The 17,923-nt window shown below is 70.3% G+C and carries 13 protein-coding genes; 10 read left to right on the top strand and 3 right to left on the bottom strand.

Annotated elements, in window-relative coordinates:
* Positions 1-56 precede the first annotated feature (56 nt).
* Positions 57-1,433 carry a serine hydrolase domain-containing protein gene (locus OG440_RS04100; protein WP_406005441.1) on the top strand — a complete coding sequence of 459 codons (1,377 nt, stop codon included), beginning with the start codon at positions 57-59 and terminating at the stop codon, positions 1,431-1,433.
* A 240-nt stretch (positions 1,434-1,673) separates the two neighbouring features.
* On the opposite strand, the gene OG440_RS04095 is transcribed toward OG440_RS04100, so the two are convergent.
* Entirely contained in the window at positions 1,674-2,897 is a 1,224-nt protein-coding gene (locus tag OG440_RS04095) for a cytochrome P450 (protein ID WP_406005440.1), read from the bottom strand.
* A gap of 211 nt (positions 2,898-3,108) precedes the next feature.
* Between OG440_RS04095 and OG440_RS04090 the strand changes: the two genes are divergently transcribed.
* The gene (locus tag OG440_RS04090) at positions 3,109-6,132 is read left to right on the top strand and encodes an MGH1-like glycoside hydrolase domain-containing protein (protein WP_406005439.1); all 3,024 of its coding nucleotides are present in this window, start codon (positions 3,109-3,111) and stop codon (positions 6,130-6,132) included.
* A 75-nt stretch (positions 6,133-6,207) separates the two neighbouring features.
* Here OG440_RS04090 and OG440_RS04085 read toward each other — a convergent pair whose 3' ends face one another.
* A complete protein-coding gene (locus OG440_RS04085; protein WP_406005438.1) occupies positions 6,208-7,050 on the bottom strand; it encodes a GntR family transcriptional regulator in 843 nt (280 codons plus the stop codon).
* A gap of 303 nt (positions 7,051-7,353) precedes the next feature.
* On the opposite strand from OG440_RS04085, the gene OG440_RS04080 reads away from it, so the two are divergent.
* The 8 genes from OG440_RS04080 to OG440_RS04045 all read left to right on the top strand — a co-directional run bounded on the left by OG440_RS04080 (position 7,354) and on the right by OG440_RS04045 (position 16,891).
* Complete coding sequence (locus tag OG440_RS04080) at positions 7,354-8,607, top strand: extracellular solute-binding protein (RefSeq protein ID WP_406005437.1); 1,254 nt, start codon at positions 7,354-7,356, stop codon at positions 8,605-8,607.
* Between the two features lie 38 nt (positions 8,608-8,645).
* A complete protein-coding gene (locus OG440_RS04075; protein WP_406005436.1) occupies positions 8,646-9,677 on the top strand; it encodes a carbohydrate ABC transporter permease in 1,032 nt (343 codons plus the stop codon).
* Positions 9,674-10,513, top strand: coding sequence for a carbohydrate ABC transporter permease (locus OG440_RS04070; protein WP_406005435.1), 840 nt, complete (start codon positions 9,674-9,676; stop codon positions 10,511-10,513). The genes OG440_RS04075 and OG440_RS04070 overlap by 4 nt, the downstream gene beginning before the upstream one ends.
* 45 nt (positions 10,514-10,558) lie before the next feature.
* Positions 10,559-12,088: a beta-N-acetylhexosaminidase gene (locus tag OG440_RS04065; RefSeq protein WP_406005434.1), complete on the top strand. Its 1,530-nt coding sequence runs from the start codon at positions 10,559-10,561 to the stop codon at positions 12,086-12,088.
* Between the two features lie 102 nt (positions 12,089-12,190).
* Positions 12,191-13,624 (top strand): cellulose binding domain-containing protein, encoded by a 1,434-nt coding sequence (locus OG440_RS04060; RefSeq protein WP_406005433.1) that lies wholly within the window; start codon positions 12,191-12,193, stop codon positions 13,622-13,624.
* Positions 13,625-13,800: 176 nt separating this feature from the next.
* Positions 13,801-14,193, top strand: a complete 393-nt coding sequence (locus OG440_RS04055) for a VOC family protein (RefSeq protein WP_406005432.1) — start codon at positions 13,801-13,803, stop codon at positions 14,191-14,193.
* Positions 14,194-14,365: 172 nt separating this feature from the next.
* The gene (gene gdhA, locus OG440_RS04050; protein WP_406005431.1) at positions 14,366-15,712 is read left to right on the top strand and encodes an NADP-specific glutamate dehydrogenase; all 1,347 of its coding nucleotides are present in this window, start codon (positions 14,366-14,368) and stop codon (positions 15,710-15,712) included.
* A gap of 189 nt (positions 15,713-15,901) precedes the next feature.
* A complete protein-coding gene (locus tag OG440_RS04045) occupies positions 15,902-16,891 on the top strand; it encodes an aldo/keto reductase (protein ID WP_406005430.1) in 990 nt (329 codons plus the stop codon).
* 45 nt (positions 16,892-16,936) lie between these two features.
* On the opposite strand, the gene OG440_RS04040 is transcribed toward OG440_RS04045, so the two are convergent.
* Positions 16,937-17,902, bottom strand: a complete 966-nt coding sequence (locus tag OG440_RS04040; protein ID WP_406005429.1) for a pirin family protein — start codon at positions 17,900-17,902, stop codon at positions 16,937-16,939.
* Positions 17,903-17,923: the final 21 nt, after the last annotated feature.

The raw sequence follows: 17,923 nt of genomic DNA, 5'->3' as shown, positions 1-17,923 counted from the left end.
CGAGTCGCTGCCTACGCTCTCTCTCGTACTTAGTTCAAGTCTTTGGAGGGGGAGCGATGTCGCAGGAGAAGCTGTCGGATGTCCTCGCGTCACAGGCCGAGGCGTTCGGCGTTCCCGGTGCCGCCGTCGGGGTGCTGCTGGGCGGCCGGGAGATCTACGCGTCGCACGGGGTGACGAGCGTGGCGAACCCGCAGCCGGTCGACGAGAAGACGCTGTTCCATCTGGCGTCGGTGTCCAAGACCTTCACGGCGACCGCGTTGATGCGCCTGGTCGCGGAGGGGAAGGTGCATCTGGACGCGCCGGTGCGACGCTACGTCCCCGAACTGGAGCTCGGCGACGAGCGGGCCGCTGAGCGGATCACCGTCCTGAACCTGCTCAACCACACCGCGGGCCTGGACTGGAACCTGATCGACGACGGCAAGGGTGACCGCTCCCTGGCCGGCCTGGTGGCGAAGCTGCCCGAACTGCCGCTGATCGCACCGCCCGGAGCCCGCGCCTCGTACAGCCAGGCCGGGTACGACCTGGCCGGCCGGATCGTCGAGAAGGTCACGGACCTGCCCTTCGAGCAGGCCATGGCCGCGCTCGTCCTGGAACCGGTGGGCCTTGCCGACACCGTGTACGGCCTGGCCGAGGTGATGGTCCGCAAGTTCGCCGTGGGCCACAATCGCGGCGACGACGGCGAACTGCACGTCGCCCGGCCCTGGGGAGCGTTCAAGGAGGGCGCGCGCGGCGACAACCCCGGCGGCGGCCTCGCCTCCTCCGTGAGTGATCTGTTGCGCTGGGCGCGCTTCCAACTCGGCGACGGCGAGGGCGTGCTGCCCGAGTCGGCGTTGCGCCGCATGCGGGAGCGGACGGTCGGGCTGCGCGCCAGCACGCTCGGCGAGGGCTTCGGCATCTGCTGGTTCCTGCACGACCTCGACGGCGTCCACGCGATCGGGCACGGCGGCTCGGGCAACGGCCAGTTCGCCGAGCTGCTCATCGTGCCGGAACGCGACTTCGCGGTGGTCTCCCTGGCCAACGCCGGCCCGGACGGCTACCCCCTCAACCAATCCGTCGTGAAGTGGACGCTCGAGCACTACCTCGGCATCGTCCAGCGGACCCCGGAGCCGGTCCCGTACGACGAACGGCAGGCCGCGCCGGTCGTCGGCCGCTACGAGATCGACGCCATGAACCTCGACATCGCCACCGACGGCACCCGCCTCACCCTCGCGGTCGGGATCAAGCCGGAGATCCGTGCGGCGTCGGACGAGGAGATGCCCCCGGATTACCCGGCCGCCGCCATCGGCTTCCTCCCCGGCGACGGCGACGAATACATCGTCACCGAGGGCGGCCTCGAGGGGCAGCGCGGCTACTTCTCCCGCGACGACGACGGCACGATCGTCGGCGTCGATCTCGCCGGCCGGCTCTTCGGCCGGACGACGAAGGCGAACTGAACCGGACCACGCCGCGCCACGCCGACCCGGGCGCGCGGCGGCGGCACGGGCGAGCGTGAACTGACGCGCAACGCGGCCCTGTTCATCACCGCACCGGGCAAGGCGTTCGCCGACGTGATGGCCGACGACACGGATCTGCTGCTGTCGTCGACCACCCCGGCCCCGCTCGGACGGCACCTCGCCGAGGCCACGGGCCGGCTGCGCGAAGGCCCGCGTCGGCCTGCCGTCGGCCACCAAGGGCTACACCAGGACGGGAAGCGAGGTGAGCCCGCGCACGAGGCGGGTGCGCCGCCACTCCAGTCGATCGGACGGTACGGCGAGCCGGATTCCGGGAAACCGGGTCAGCACCGCTCGCAGGGCGATCTCCGCCTCGGCCTTCGCCAGGGGAGCGCCGACGCAACGGTGAATGCCGTGGCCGAAGCCGAGATTGGAGGCCGCGTCGTCCCGGTCCAGGTCGAGCAGGTCCGGCGACGGGAATCGCTCCGGGTCCCGGTTGGCCGCTCCGAGAGCCACCACGACCGGGACGCCGGCCGGGATCTCGGTGCCGCCGAGTGTGACGGCCTGCGTGGTGAACCGGAAAGTGGCCGTGGTGACGGGGGAGTCGAACCGGAGCAGCTCGTCCAGCGCGGCAGGAATGTCGTCCGGGCTCTTCCGAAGTCGATCCAGCTCGTCCGGGCGCCGGAGCAGCGCCAGGGTGGCGTTGCCGAGGAAGTTGGTGGTGGTCTCGTGTCCGGCCACGAGCAGCAGCACCGCCAGGGAGACCAGTTCCTCCTCGCTCAGGCGATCGTCTCCGTCCCGCGCCGAGACGAGCCGGTCGAGGAGAGAGCCGCCGGGGTCGCGGCGCTTGGCGGCGACGAGGCCCGTCATGTAGTCGGCCATCGCGTGCGAGGCCGCGTCGACGACGTCGGACCGCCCTGCCGCGAACAGTTCCCCGGACCAGCGCCGGACATCGGACCGGTCTCCCTCCGGAACTCCGAGCAGCTCGCAGATCACGATCACCGGCAGCGGTACCGCCAAGTCGGCCACGAAGTCGAACCGTTCGCCGACGGGCCACTGATCCAGCAGCTCGTCGGTGAGCCGGGCGATGAACGGGCGCAGTTCCGTGACGGCCCTTGTCGTGAACGCGCTGGTCACGAGCTTGCGCAGCCGGGTGTGCCGGGGCGGGTCGCAGGCCAGCATGGTGTGGGCCACCGCGGGGTGCAGCCGACGCCGTGACCCCTTGCCCGCCTTGTCGGCGTTGTCGGTGTCTTCTGTGATGTCCGCGTCCGCGAAGAAGGCGGCCGTGTCCTTCGAGAGCCGCGCGTCGCCGAGGGCTTTCCTCGCTTCCGCGTAGCCGGTGACCAGGTAGCCGGGGCGCCCACCGGAACCGGTGGGTATGGCCTGTACCGGACAGCCGGATCGCAGGGCCGCGTAGACGGGATAGGGGTCCTGGAGGAAGCGGGGATCCCGCGTCGGGTCGGTCATGCTCTCGGGCTCCCACTCGTTCCGGATCGGCCGTCGTCGGCGACGCCCCGACACGGTCGACGTAGGCGTCCGCCACCAGGATGAGCCACACCGACGTCAGGCCCATTGACTTTCCCGTGCGGCTGTCACTACCGTCTCGCAGCATTTCGAACAACGTTCGAGACTTCGAACATGAAATCCCTCGCATGAGTGTCCAATGGAGGTCACCTCTATGCGTTACCGCCTCAGACGTAGCAGCCGCGTGTCGGCCGCCCTGTGCGGCTCGGTCATGGTCGTGAGCCTGTTGTCGGCGGGGCCGGGGGCCGGCGCGGCCCACGCCGCCGACGACCCCGACGCGATCGCGCTGGACAAGGACGCGATCCTCGCCGCCAACCAGCTCGACGAGCGGCAGTGGTACAAGGACAACATCCCCTTCGTCGACACCCCCGACAACGACATCGACGACGTCTACTACTACCGCTGGAGCACCTACAAGCGCGCGCTCCGCTACACCGTGCCGGGCACCGGGTACGTGTCGACCGAGTACGACGTGCCGATCGGCTACGCGGGGAACCCGTACACGGCGCTGCCGGACGCGACCGGCTACCACCTGCTCGACGGCCGCTGGCTGCGCAACCGCGACTACGCGGGTGACTACCTGGACTTCTGGCTGCGCGGAGCGGGCAACCCGGGCGTGCGGAACTTCAGCGAGTGGATCACGAGCGCCGCGTACCAGCGATATCTCGTGACCGGTGACGCCGCGCAGATCAAGTCGGCCCTTCCCCACCTGATCGCGCTGTACAAGCGGTGGGACTCGAACCTCACCAACGACATCACGGTGAACGGCACCCCGTCCTCCAGCGACCTGTATCACCAGAGTCCGCTGTCCGACGCCACGGAGTACACCGAGACGTCGATGCACAGCAGCGACTGGTTCGGCGGCGGCCGCGGCTACCGGCCCACGATCAACGGGTACATGTTCGCCGCCGCCCAGGCGATCGGCAAGATCGCCACCATGAAGGGCGACACCGCCACGGCGAGCGAGTACGACGCCAAGGCCGCGCAGCTCAAGGCCGCCGTGCAGAACTCGCTGTGGGACCCGCAGCGCGACTTCTTCATGCAGGTCTACAACACCGACAACTCCAACGGGACACTGAAGCAGACCAGGACGACCTGGCGTGAGCTGATGGGCTACGCGCCCTGGGCGTTCGACCTGCCCGACGCGCAGTACTCGTCGGCGTGGAAGTACCTGACGGACGCGAAGCGGTTCAAGGCGCCGTTCGGGCCGACGACGCTGGAGCGGGTGCACGACTTCGAGGCGGAGCAGGCCACCCGCAACCACGCGAACCTCTTCACCTCGTCGACGGCCTCCAACGGCCAGTACGTCGGGCAGATCGACTTCGACGACAGCTATGTCACCTTCACCGTGGACGCCCCCGGCGCCGGCACCTACCCGGTGACCGTGTACTACGCCAACGGCACCACCGGCACGTCGACCCACACGCTCGTCGTCAACGGCGACACCGCGAGCCCGATCACGGTCGCCTACGCGCCCACCGGTGCCTGGCAGAAGTTCTCCGAGTCGCAGGCCGTCACCGTGCAGGTCCCGATGAAGGCCGGGGCCAACACGCTCAGGTTCACCAAGGGCACCGGCTTCGCCGAGATCGACCGCGTCACGGCGAACCCGTACTTCGACTACCAGGCGATCCCCGCCTCGCAGCAGCGCGACGACGCCAACTGCTGCCACTGGAACGGTCCGAGCTGGCCCTACCAGACGAGCCAGGTCCTCACCGGCATGGCGAACCTGCTCCAGGACTACCCGGCGCAGAGCTACGTCACCAAGGCCGACTACGCGACCCTGCTGGCCCAGTTCGCCGACCTCCAGCACAAGGACGGCAAGCCCTACGTCGCCGAGGCCGCCGACGGCGACACCGGCGCGTGGATCTACGACGGACTCAACTTCAGCGAGAACTACAACCACTCCAGCTTCAACGACCTGGTACTCACCGGTCTGCTGGGCATCAAGCCGCAGGCGAACAACACGCTGGTGCTGAAGCCGCTGATCCCGTCGACCTGGGACTGGTTCGCGGTGGAGTCCCTGCCCTACCACGGGCACACCTACGCGATCCGCTGGGACAAGGACGGCACCCACTACGGCAAGGGCGGCGGCCTCCAGATCTTCCAGGACGGCCGCCGCATCCACCAGTCCTCGACCCTCGGCGACACCACCGTGAACGTGGCCGCCCCGGTCGACCCGGCACAGTCCACGCGGATGATGAACGTGGCGGCCAACCCGCTGACCGCCGAGCAGGACTGGCTCGGCCGAGCCGTCACCCAGCCCTACCCGAAGGCCTTCGCCTCCTACACCAACACGGTCTCCAACGGCCCGCACTGTCACAGCGGCCAGACCTGCAAGCCGACCACGTTCGACGCTCCGCTGCGGGCGACGGACGGCTGGATCCGCTACGACAGGACTCCCGACGACCGGTGGACCAACTCCGGCTCACCCAACGCCACCGACCACCTGGGCGTCGACTTCGGGGCGCCGCGCAAGATCAACGAGGTGAAGTTCTACACCTACGACGACGGCGCGAACGTCCGGGTGCCGGCGAGCTACACCGTCCAGTACCTGAAGGACGGGACGTGGGTGGACGTCCCGAGCCCGACGAAGAGCCCGGCGGCACCGGTCGGCGACAACGCCAACGAGGTGACCTTCCCGACGGTCACGACGGCCCGGTTCCGGGTTGTCTTCACGCCTCAGCCGGGCAAGTTCGTCGGCGTCACCGAGCTCGAGTCCTGGTACCCGGAGACACCACGGGTGAAGATCACCAACAAGAACAGCAACCTGGAGCTCGGTGTCGCCGGCTCCTCGATCGCCGCCGGAGGGGCCGTACAGCAGCAGACCGCCGACACCACCGACAACCACTGGTGGAAGATCGTCCCGGCCGAGGACGGCTACTACAAGATCTTCAACGCCAACAGCGGCCAGGTGCTCGGCATCAAGGATGGCTCGACGACGGCCGGCGCGACGGCGTTGCAGTGGGGTGACACCCTCACGGCCGACCACCTGTGGTCCCTCGTGGACGCCGGGGGCGGCTACGCCAAGCTCGTCAACAAGGGCAGCGGCAAGGTGCTGGGGATCGACGGGATGTCCACATCGTCCGGGGCCGCGGCCCTGCAGTGGGACGACAACGGCACCGCCGACCACCTGTGGCGCATCACCGCGGCCGACGGCTCCACACCCTTCACGTCATGACCGGCCCGCACACCTGCTGACGGACCGTCCGCCGCGGCCCCCCGAGGGCCGCGGCGGATTCTCCTCGCGGAGAGCTCAGCGGGCGGGCTGGATGTCGCCCTGGGTGGTGAGGGCGACGGAATCCCGGTGGGCGAAGGCGCCCGGCGGGATGCCCGGGAGATGGCCCGCCGCCCCGGTGGACTCGCGGGCGGCCGCGGGGCCCAGGGTGAGACGGGAGACGATCCGGTAGCGGTCGCCCCGGTAGACGGAGTGGACGTACTCGACGGGCCGCCCGTCGGTGTCACGGGTGAGGCGCTCGAACAGCAGCGCGGGCGACAGATGGGGGACGCCGAGAAGCTTGGCCTCCGCCTGACTGACGACCGTGGGCTCGATGGTCTGCACGGCGTCGCTGACCTGGATTCCGTGCCCTTCGCGCAGATGGTCGTACAGGTCGCCGGCCTCCAGTTCCCGAGCGGTGAGCGCGGGGACCAGGTCGGCGCGGATGTGCAGATGCTCGATGGCCATGGGGGAGCCGTCGACGAGGCGCAACCTGGCCGCGTAGACGACGAGGGCGGCCGGCGACACATGCAGCTTGCGCCCGACGCGGGCGCCCGCCGCGATGGTGGTGAACTCCAGCAGGCGGCTCGACCAGGCGCCGGAGGCCCGCGGGAGGACCATGGCCCGCTGGTCGGAGACGAGTTCCTGGGTGATCTTCTCCGGCGCGACGAACATGCCGCGCCCGTGCTCGCGGACGAGGAGGCCCGCCGCGACGAGTTCGTCGACGGCCGCCCTCAGGGTCGGACGCGAGACGCCCAGGTCGCTGCAGAGGGACCGCTCGGAGGCGATGGCGTCGCCGGGATTCAACGACTCGATGAGTTCGAGGATGTAGTCGCGGACGCGTTCCCGTTTGAGGACCGCTCCTGACCCGCCAGCGCTCATGTACCGCTCCCACCCGACTGTGTGCGATGTCGCGCGACGCCTTGTCAGCCCTCGTCACGCCCCTTGACCAGTTCCCTCTTTGTTGACCACTTGTCCGGCACTGGTCAGATGCAGTGTAGCCACTCGGGCCCCGCCGGACGGAAGATTTCGTATCCGTGGCCTCAAAACCCGGGTGAACGAGGGGGGTTGACGGCCTGATTGGTCTATGCCACCTTCATCGACCAACAAGAGGTCACCTGTCCAGTTCGGTAACTGGTCAGGTGGCCCGGCGCTTTCTCCCAGGGGTGAACTGTGAAGCTCCGCATGCTTGCAGGTGTCTGCACACTGGTGATCGCCGGAGGCCTGAGCGCCTGCGGCGGTTCCGATTCGTCCGGTGACGCCGCCGGGGGCACGACGACGATCGACGTCTGGCTCATGCGCGACAGCGTCTCGGCCCAATTCCAGAAGGAGTTCGTCCACGGCTTCCAGTCCGCGCACCCGGACATCGAGGTCAAGGTGCAGATCCAGGAGTGGGACGGGATCGGCGAGAAGGTCACCGCCGCACTCGCCAGCAACGACGCCCCCGACGTCATCGAGACGGGCAACACCCAGGTGGCCCAGTTCGCGCAGAGCGGCGGACTGCTCGACCTCAGCGACAAGGTCGGCGAACTCGGCGGCGCGCACTGGCTGCCCGGTCTGGCCGAGCCCGGCGCGTACGAGGGCAAGCAGTACGGCATCCCGTACTACGCGGCCAACCGGGTCGTGGTCTACCGCACCGACCTGTTCGACAAGGCCGGCGTCGACCCGGCCGCCATCAAGACCCGCGACCAGTGGATCGCCGCCACCGAGAAGCTCAACAAGGGCGGCACACAGGGGATCTACCTTCCGGGGCAGACCTGGTACGCGCTCGCCGGGTTCGTCTGGGACGAGGGCGGAGACCTCGCCAAGCCGTCCGGCGACTCCTGGAAGGGGACCCTCGACACCCCCGAGGCCCTGCGCGGCATGGAGTTCTACAAGAAGCTCCAGGCCCTGGGGAAGGGGCCGCGGGACTCCGACGAGGCGCAGCCGCCACAGGCGGAGGTCATGGCCAAGGGGCAGGTCGCGCAGATCATCTCCACGCCCGGCGGAGCCAACGTGGTCACCGAGAGCAACCCCGAACTCAAGGGCAGACTCGGCTTCTTCCCCATCCCCGGCAAGACGGCGGACCGGCCCGGGGCGGTGTTCACCGGCGGCTCCGACCTGGTCGTCCCGGCCGCCTCCGGCAAGCAGGCGGCAGCGTTCACGTTCATCAAGGAACTGACCGGCGACGCCTGGCAGCGCAAGCTCGCCGTCGCGATGAGCTACGTGCCCAACAAGACCACCCTGGCCGACGCGGTCGCCTCCGATCCGGGCACCGCGGCCATGGCGGCGGGCGCGGCGGTCGGCCGGGCGACGCCGAACACCCCCGGCTGGGCCGCCGTGGAGGCGAAGAACCCCATCAAGGACTACATGACCGCGGTGCTCACCGGCGCCGACGCCCGGACCGAGGCCGCCAAGGCCTCCGAGTCCATCACCGAGGCCATGGAATCGGGCTCCTGAGCCGCCGCCCGCGCCCCGTACCGGAAGGAGACGACGTCGTGCCGGTCATCCGCGAACGCACCGCGGCACACCTCCCGCTCGGCCGGCCGTCACGACGGCGGTCACAGCGGGGCTCCGCACCCCGCCCCCGGCGGCCGGCCCCGCCGATCCGCGACCACGACGGCCCGCGCGGACGGCTCCGCCCCGGCAGCGCATGGCCGTACCTGCTGGTCGCGCCGACCGTGCTGGGCATGCTGTACCTGCTGGTGTACCCCCTCGCCCGCGCGGTGCTGATCTCGCTCCAGGACTTCCGGTTGCGTCAGCTCATCAGCGGCGACGCACGGTTCGTCGGGCTGCGCAACTACGAGACGCTGCTGACGGACGGACACTTCTGGCAGGTCGTGCGCCGCACGTTCCTGTTCATGGCCGTCGACGTGGTGCTGATCATGCTGCTGGCCACCCTGGTCGCCCTGGTGATCGAACGGCTCGGCCGGCCGGGCCGCACCGCGGTGCTCAGCGCGCTCGTGCTCGCCTGGGCCATGCCGGTCATCGCCGCCACCACCGTCTTCCAGTGGCTGTTCCACTCGGAGTTCGGCATCGTCAACCACACGCTGACCGGGCTGGGCTTCGACTCGTTCGACCGCTATCCCTGGTTCGCGCACGGCCCGGCGGCGTTCACGATCCTCGTCGTCCTGATCGTGTGGCAGTCCGTGCCGTTCGCGGCGATCACCCTGTACTCGGCGCTGGCCACGGTGCCGCCGGAGCTGTACGAGTCGGCTCGGATCGACGGCGCCCCGGCCGGCCGCATCTTCCGCTCCGTCACCTTTCCCATGATCCGGCCGATCTTCATGCTCGTCCTCTCCCTCGAGGTGATCTGGACGTTCAAGGCGTTCGTGCAGATCTGGGTGATGACGAACGGCGGGCCGGGCGACGCCACCACCATCCTCCCGGTGTACGCCGTCCAGACCGCGCTCGCGAGCCAGCGCTACGACCTCGGCTCGGCGGCCTCCATGGTCACCGTGCTGATGATGGCCGCCGTGCTCGTCGTCTACTTCCGTCAGCTGTTCCGTCAGGAGGGCGAAGCCCTGTGAGTGCGCCGCGCGCCCGACTTCGACGCCTTCCGCTGCACGCCGCCGCGGGGACGACGATCGTCGTCTGCCTCTTCCCCGTCTACTGGATGGTCGTCACCGCGTTCAAGCCCAACCGGGACATCCAGTCGGACAGCCCGCGGCTCCTGCCGCAGACCTGGACCCTGGACCACTTCCGCGCCGCCGTCGACGCCGACGGGTTCGCCCAGTTCTGGCGCAACAGCATCCTCGTCACCCTGGGAGCCGTCCTGCTCGCCCTGGTGGTGGCGCTCGGCGCCGCCTTCGCCGTGGCCCGGATGCGGTGGCGGGGCCGGCGCCAGTTCCTGCTCATGGTGTTCATCGCGCAGATGGCGCCGTGGGAGGCACTGATCATCCCGGTGTACATCATCTCCCGCGACACCGACATGCTCGACCGGCTGCCCACGCTCACGCTCGTCTACTTCATGATGACGCTGCCGTTCACGATCGTGGTGCTGCGCGGATTCATCGCCGCCATCCCCGCCGAACTGGAGGAAGCGGCGCAGGTCGACGGCTGCACCCGGCTCGGCGCTTTCCGGCACATCGCCTTCCCGCTGCTGGCCCCCGGCCTGATGGCCACCTCGCTGTTCGGCTACATCACCGCCTGGAACGAGTTCACCTACGCCAACTTCCTGATCATCAAGCACCAGGACAGCCGCACACTGCCGGTCTGGCTCTCCTCGTTCCAGAACGTCTTCGGTACGGACTGGGGCGCCACCATGGCCGCCTCCACGCTGTTCGCCCTGCCCGCCCTGGCGGTGTTCCTGCTTCTCCAGCGCCATGTGACGGCCGGCTTCGCGGCCGGCGCCGTCAAGGGCTGACCGCCCCGCCTTCCCCGCCCGCGTGACCCCCCCCGGGAGACCACCGTGCCCGCACCCCCACTGGACGCCACGCTGCTGCCCCGGCCGACCAAGGCCCGCACGAGATCAGGACAGTTCACCTTCACCGCCGACACCCGGGTACGCGTCGGCGAGGGGGCCGAGGACGCGGCACGCCTGCTGCGCACCCTCCTCGCCCCCGCCACGGGACTGCCGCTGCACCCCGCCGACGACGGAGCGGTCGTCCTCGCCCTGGACCCGGATCTGACGGGACTCGGCACCGAGGGCTACGGACTCACGGTCGGTCCCCACTCCGTGCTGCTGCGCGCCGCACGGCTCACCGGCCTGCTGCGCGGGGTGCAGACGATCCGGCAGCTCCTTCCCGTGCAGGCCCTGGCGCGGGCCCCCGGGCGCGGGGTGCGGTGGACGCTGCCCTGCGCCGAGATCACGGACGTCCCCCGCCATCCGTGGCGCGGGGCCATGCTCGACGTGGCCCGCCACTTCCAGCCGGTGGAGTACCTGCGTCGCTATGTCGACCTCCTGGCCCTCCACAAGATCAACGTGTTCCATCTGCACCTGACCGACGACCAGGGGTGGCGCATGCCGGTCACGGCCTACCCCAAGCTGACCGAGATCGGCGGCCACCGCACCCGGTCCATGACCGGGCCGACGGGCGACGTGTACGACGGCACCGCACACGGCGGCGCCTACACCCGGGCCGAGCTGGCGGGCCTGGTGGAGTACGCGTCCGCGCTCGGGGTGACGGTCGTGCCCGAGATAGAGATGCCCGGCCACGTCCGCGCCGCCCTGGCCGCCTATCCGCGGTTGGGCAACGCGCCGGACCGGGCCCTGGAGGTCTGGACCCGGTGGGGAGTCTGCGACACCGTCCTCGGCGTCCACGACGAGGTCCTCGACTTCTGCCGCACCGTGCTGGAGGAGGTCATGGAACTCTTCCCGTCGCCCTACCTCCACGTCGGCGGGGACGAATGCCCCCTCACGGAATGGGAGCGCAGTCCCCTCGCCCGGGCACGCATCGCGGCCGAGGGTCTGCACGGGCCCGCCGACCTGCACCGTTGGTTCCTCGCCCGGATCGGCGACTTCCTCGTCCGCAACGGGCGGCGCCCGGTCGGCTGGGCCGAGACCGGCACCGAACTGCCCGACGGCTTCACCGTGATGGCCTGGCGCGATCCCGCGCACGCCCTCGCCGCCGCCCGCCGCGGCCATGACGTGATCAACGCCCACCACCGGGCCACCTATCTCGACCACCCCCAGAGCGCCGATCCCCGGGAGCCCCCCGGCCAGCCGGGAGCCGTCGTCGCCCTGCGGGACGTCCACGGCCACGACCCGGTGCCCGCGGGCGCGACCTCGGACGTCGCCGCGCGCGTGCTGGGCACGCAGGCCCAGCTGTGGACCGAGTTCGCCGCCACCCCCGAGCGCCTGGAGTACCTCACCTATCCGCGCCTGTGCGCCCTCGCGGACCGCGGCTGGAGCGGCCCCACCGAGTGGGGCGACTTCCGGTCCCGCCTCGACCTGCACACCGCCCGGCTCGACGCACTCGAAGTCCGCCGACACCCCTGAGAGCCGCGCGGCCGCGCGCGGACAGCCCGGATCCAGCAAGGCCCAGCACCCTCTATCCAGCACCGAGCCCCCTGCAAGCACCCAGCCCCGGAAAGGAACATCATGACGTCGAGAATCCGTACGAGCAGGCTGCGCGTCGCCGCCGCCTCGGCCGTGGCGGTCGCCCTGGGCGCCGCCGGCCTCGCCGCCCTGCCCGCCACCGCCCGCGCCGCCGCCGCCGACGTGAGCGTCCAGTACCGCACCAGTGCCACGGGCGCCACGGCGGACCAGTCCGAGCCCTGGCTCAAGGTCAGGAACACCGGTGACGGGACCGTCCAGCTCGCCACCGTCAAGGTCCGGTACTACTTCAAGGCCGACAGCGCCGGCGCGGGCTACCGCTTCGCCTGTTCCTGGGCCGTGAAGGGCTGCGCCAACATCACCGGTACCTTCGGCGCACTCGCCCACCCCACGGCGACCGCCGACCGCTACCTGGAGATCGGCTTCACCTCGGGCGCGGGCGCCCTCGCACCCGGCGCCGACACCGGGGACATGCAACTGCGCTTCCACCGTGCCGATTGGCAGACCCTCAGGCAGAGCGACGACTACTCGTTCGGTGCCTCGCAGACCGCCTACGCGGACTGGCCGAAGGTCACCGCCCAGCTGTCCGGCGCCACGGTGTGGGGAACCGCCCCCGCGGGCAACGACCCGACCGACCCGCCCACGGATCCGCCCACCGACCCGCCCACCGGCGGGCAGAGCCTGTTCGACGACTTCGACTACACCACCTCCGGCGACCCGAGGATCGCCGCGAACGGCTGGAACGTGCGCTCGAACCCGGGCGGTCCCGGGGTGCCCGGCGCCACCTGGGCTCCGGAGAACGTCACCTTCGTCGACTCCGCCGGAAACTCCGTGATGAACCTCCGGACGTCGACCGCGGGAACGGCGGACAGCACCAAGCAGACCGAAGTCCTCACCAAGGCGACGAAGTTCAAGAAGGGCACCTACGCGGCCCGGGTGAAGTTCTCCGACGCGCCGCTCTCCGGGCCCGACGGCGACCACCTCGTCCAGACGTTCTTCACCATCAACGACCTCACCGCCCCGATGGCCGACGACTACTCCGAATACGACTTCGAGTACCTTCCCAACGGTGGCTGGGGGGAGACCTCGGACATCCTCTACACGACGTCCTGGGAGACCTACGCCCCGGACCCGTGGCAGGCCGTCAACCAGCACACCGAATCCCGCCGGAGTTACGCCGGCTGGCACGACCTCGTCGTGACCATCGACGACAGCACCATCACGTACTACGTCGACGGCGTGCTCTTCGGTGCCCATGACGCCGCCTATCTGCCCGAGCGGCCCATGTCGATCAACTTCAACCAGTGGCTGATCGACCTGACCGGGCAGACCGCGACGACCGCCCGCGCCTACGATCAGCAGGTCGACTACGTCCTCCACGTCAAGGACCAGGTCCTGACACCGGCCCAGGTCACCGCCAAGGTGAACGCCTACCGTGCCACCGGAACGACGTTCGAGGACACCGTCCCGGCCGGCTGAGCCGTCTTCCGAGGTCACGCGGCGCCTCCCGCCCCGGCGGGAGGCGCCGCCGCACCGCGCGAGGGTGAAGGGCGCACGACCATCCGGACGCCCCGTGCGTGGCGGCGTGGCGGCCCACGGCGCGCGTGGTGTGCGCTGGACCGCCAGGACGGATCACCCGTGAAGGAGACGTACGCATGCTCGGTCAGTCGCAGGCGTTCAGCGGTTTCTCGGTCGACGATCTCGACAAGGCCCGCCGGTTCTACGGCGAGGTTCTCGGCCTTCAGGTGCAGGAGACCGGCAGCGGCGAGATGCGGATGCTCATCCTCGAGCTCGGCAGCGGCGCGCAGGTCTTCGTCTACCCCAAGGAGCAGCACGCTCCCGCGACGTTCACGGTCCTCAACTTCCCCGTGGACGACATCGAGGCCGCCGTCGGCGAACTGCAGCGACGCGGTGTGACCCTCGAGCGGTACCCCGGATTCGACCACGACGAGCAGGGCGTCGTCCGCGGTGACGGCGAAGGCCCGGCGGCGATCGCCTGGTTCACCGACCCCGCCGGAAACGTTCTCTCCCTGCTCCAGGAGAACTGACCCGCCGCCCGGGTCGCCCGCCGCGGCAGCGCCCGCGACCCGGTGTCCGCCTCATATCGGTGACCTTCTCCGCTGACACAGGGACTCCTGCCGTCCGTATTCGTTTGCAGACAGAAGGCCGGGCACGCCGGACGAGACGCGTGCCCGGCGGATCACAGGAGAGCAGGCGCGCATGAACCCCAGTGCTCACATCGAGGCCGTCTACGCACAGGTCTGCCGGCGCAACCCCGGCGAGACCGAGTTCCACCAGGCGGTGGGAGAGGTGCTGCACACGCTGGCGCCCGCCTTGCAGGCACACCCGGAGTACGTCGACGCGATGATCCCCGAGCGGCTGTGCGAGCCCGAGCGGCAGCTGATCTTCCGAGTGCCGTGGGTGGACGACACGGGCCGGGTCCAGGTCAACCGCGGCTTCCGGGTCGAGTTCAGCAGCGCGCTCGGCCCCTACAAGGGCGGTCTGCGCTTCCACCCGAGCGTGAACCTCGGCATCGTGAAGTTCCTCGGCTTCGAGCAGATCTTCAAGAACGCGCTGACCGGCCTGGCGATCGGCGGCGGCAAGGGCGGCTCGGACTTCGACCCCAAGGGCCGCAGTGACCACGAGATCATGCGCTTCTGCCAGGCGTTCATGACCGAGCTGTACCGGCACCTGGGCGAGCACACCGACGTCCCCGCCGGTGACATCGGGGTGGGCGGGCGCGAGATCGGCTACCTCTTCGGCCAGTACAAGCGGATCACCAACCGCTTCGAGGCGGGAGTCCTGACCGGCAAGGGTGTCTCCTGGGGCGGCTCGCAGGCCCGGACCGAGGCCACCGGCTACGGCGCGGTCTACTTCGCGCAGGAGATGCTGGCCACGCGCGGACACGGTTTCGACGGCCGCAAGGCCGTCGTCTCGGGCTCGGGGAACGTGGCGGTCTACGCGATCGAGAAGGTGCACGCGCTGGGCGGGTCCGTGGTGGCCTGTTCGGACTCCTCCGGTTATCTGGTCGACGCGGACGGCATCGACCTGGAGCTGCTGAAGTCGGTCAAGGAGGTGCGGCGGGCGCGTCTGTCGGCCTACGCCGAGGCCAAGCCCACCGCACGGTTCTCCGACCGGGGCTCGGTCTTCGAGGTGCCGTGCGACATCGCGCTGCCGTGTGCCACGCAGAACGAGCTGGGCGGACAGGAAGCGGGGACGCTCGTGAAGAACGGCGTCCTGGCCGTCGCCGAGGGTGCCAACATGCCGTGCACGCCGGAGGCGATCGAGATCTTCCGCGAGGCGGGAGTCCTGTTCGGGCCCGGCAAGGCCGCCAACGCGGGCGGCGTGGCCACGTCCGCGCTGGAGATGCAGCAGAACGCCTCGCGCGACGTATGGACCTTCGAGCAGACCGAGACCCGTCTGGCCGCTGTCATGCGGGCGGTCCACGCCCAGTGCCGCGCCACCGCCGAGACCTACGGAGGCACCCCCGACGACTACGTCCTGGGCGCCAACACCGCGGGCTTCCTGCGGGTGGCGGAGGCGATGACGGCCCAGGGCGTCGTATAGGGGCGGCCTCGCCGGCTTGCGCTGGAGTGCGCTCCAGGTCGTAGCGTCGCAGACACCCGGCGCGCGAAGCCCCGTTTCGTCCGGTACCTCTCACGGGATGCCGGGCGCCGGATTCCGTCGCTAGATGGAGGTGGGGCTCCGCGCGCTCCGACCGACGAACAAGTGTGTAGCGAAAGGCTGGGACACGACATGCAGAAGCGCAGTCTGCGGGATCTCCAGGTATCGGCCATCGGCCTGGGGTGCATGGGTATGTCCGCCTTCTACGGATCCGCCGACGAGGCGGAGGGGATCGCGACCATCCGCCATGCCCTCGACGTCGGGGTGAACTTCCTCGACACCGCGCAGATGTACGGGCCGCTCACCAACGAGTCCCTCCTGGGCGAGGCGATCCGGGGGCATCGCGACGAGTACGTGATCGCGACGAAGTTCAACTACCGGATGGACGGCGCCGTACCCGGAGACATCAGCACGGTCGGCCCGCAGGACGGTTCCGCCGAGCACGTGCGCAGCTCGGTCCACGGCTCCCTGGAGCGGCTGGGGACCGACCACATCGACCTGTACTACCAGCACCGGGTCGACCCGGACGTCCCCATCGAGGAGACGGTCGGCGCGCTGGGCGAGCTGGTCGCCGAGGGCAAGGTGCGGTGCATCGGCCTGAGCGAGGCGAGCGCGGAGACCATTCGCCGCGCCCACGCCGTGCACCCGGTCACCGCGGTGCAGAGCGAGTACTCGCTGTGGTCGCGGGACGTGGAGGACGAGGTGCTGCCCGCCTGCCGTGAACTGGGCATCGGCTTCGTGCCGTACTCGCCGCTCGGCCGCGGTTTCCTCGCCGGGCGGTTCACCTCGCCGGACGAGCTGGACGCGAACGACTGGCGCCGTGAGAACCCGCGCTTCCAGGACGCCAACCTGGCGGCGAACGTGCGGCTGGCGGCGAAGGTGAAGGAGATCGCCGCCGAGAAGGACGTGACCCCCGCCCAGCTGGCCATCGCCTGGGTGCTCGCACAGGGCGAGGACCTGGTGCCGATCCCGGGCACCAAGCGTCGTACGTACCTGGAACAGAACGCCGCCGCGGTGGATGTCACGCTGACCGAGGACGACCTGGCCCGCATCGACGCGGAGCTGCCGGAGGCGGCGGGGGAGCGCTACGACGAGGCGGGGATGCGATCCGTCAACCGCTAGCGGGGGCGCCCGGCAGGGCGTACGCGAGAGCGGCGCCCTGCCGGGTCAGCGCACCCGTCCGCGTGGTTTCAGCGGCACGGCGGGCAGCTCGGGCGCGGGCAGGGGCGCGCCGTCGTAGCCCTTCACCTCGCCGAACCGTGACCCCCGCATCCAGTCCTCGCGCGCCTGCACGATCTCCTCCTGGGAGCGGGCGACGAAGTTCCACCACATGACGAGCTCCTCGTCGAAGGGCTCGCCGCCCAGCAGCATCAGGGCCGCGTCGGACTCGGCGCGCAGCGGCAGTTCGGTGCGGCCGCAGCCGAGGTAGAGCATCGAGCCCGGCAGCACCGGCACCCCGTCCACCCGCGTCTCGCCGGACATCGACAGCACGCCGTACTCGAAGTCGGGCACGAGCGTCAGCCGGACGTCGGCGCCCCGGGCGAGGGCCAGGTCGGCGCCCACGAGGGGGGTGTACGTCGTCCCGGGGGAGGAGGCGCCGTCGAGCGCGCCGAGGAGGACGGTGGCGGTGAGGCCGGGGGCGGTGACCGTGGGCAGGCCGGCGTGGTGCTCGAAGCGGGGGTCGGTGTGCCGGTGGGCGTCCGGCAGCGCGACCCACAGCTGGGCGCCGTGCAGGTACCGGGCGTGCGAGCGCGGGCTCTCCTCGGAGTGGCTGATCGCCCGCCCCGACGTCATCAGACCGAGTTCCCCGGGCCGGATGGTCTGGAGGCTGCCGGTCGAGTCACGGTGCAGCACCTCGCCCTCGTGCAGCCAGCTGACCGTCTGCAGGCCCATGTGCGGATGCGGCGGGACCTGCATGCCGGGCTCGTCGGCGATGTCGTCGGGGCCGTAGTGGTCGACGAACGCCCAGGCGCCGATCATGCGCCGGCCGAGGTTCGGCAGCAGCCGGCGCACCTCGGTCGACCCGCCGAGCTTCACCTGCCGGGGGCTCAGCAGTTCGCGGACGGGTTCGGCGACGACGAATCCACGGCCGCCGCACACACTCGGTACGGGCGCGCGGTCAAGGTTGCTCATGCGGTCAACCTAGCGGTCGGG

Source organism: Streptomyces sp. NBC_00637, from assembly GCF_045161545.1.
In the GTDB taxonomy this organism is placed as follows: Bacteria; Actinomycetota; Actinomycetes; order Streptomycetales; family Streptomycetaceae; genus Streptomyces.
Note: the sequence above shows the minus strand (reverse complement) of the source record. Positions and strands in the feature narration are given on the sequence as shown.

What these genes read in the sequence shown, in the direction of transcription:
- OG440_RS04100 (WP_406005441.1), top strand. Translation starts at nt 57, where the DNA reads ATGTCGCAGGAGAAGCTGTCGGATGTCCTCGCGTCACAGGCCGAGGCG.
- OG440_RS04095 (WP_406005440.1), bottom strand. Translation starts at nt 2,897, where the DNA reads ATGACCGACCCGACGCGGGATCCCCGCTTCCTCCAGGACCCCTATCCC.
- OG440_RS04090 (WP_406005439.1), top strand. Translation starts at nt 3,109, where the DNA reads ATGCGTTACCGCCTCAGACGTAGCAGCCGCGTGTCGGCCGCCCTGTGC.
- OG440_RS04060 (WP_406005433.1), top strand. Translation starts at nt 12,191, where the DNA reads ATGACGTCGAGAATCCGTACGAGCAGGCTGCGCGTCGCCGCCGCCTCG.
- OG440_RS04045 (WP_406005430.1), top strand. Translation starts at nt 15,902, where the DNA reads ATGCAGAAGCGCAGTCTGCGGGATCTCCAGGTATCGGCCATCGGCCTG.
- gdhA (WP_406005431.1), top strand. Translation starts at nt 14,366, where the DNA reads ATGAACCCCAGTGCTCACATCGAGGCCGTCTACGCACAGGTCTGCCGG.
- OG440_RS04040 (WP_406005429.1), bottom strand. Translation starts at nt 17,902, where the DNA reads ATGAGCAACCTTGACCGCGCGCCCGTACCGAGTGTGTGCGGCGGCCGT.
- OG440_RS04085 (WP_406005438.1), bottom strand. Translation starts at nt 7,050, where the DNA reads ATGAGCGCTGGCGGGTCAGGAGCGGTCCTCAAACGGGAACGCGTCCGC.
- OG440_RS04055 (WP_406005432.1), top strand. Translation starts at nt 13,801, where the DNA reads ATGCTCGGTCAGTCGCAGGCGTTCAGCGGTTTCTCGGTCGACGATCTC.
- OG440_RS04080 (WP_406005437.1), top strand. Translation starts at nt 7,354, where the DNA reads ATGCTTGCAGGTGTCTGCACACTGGTGATCGCCGGAGGCCTGAGCGCC.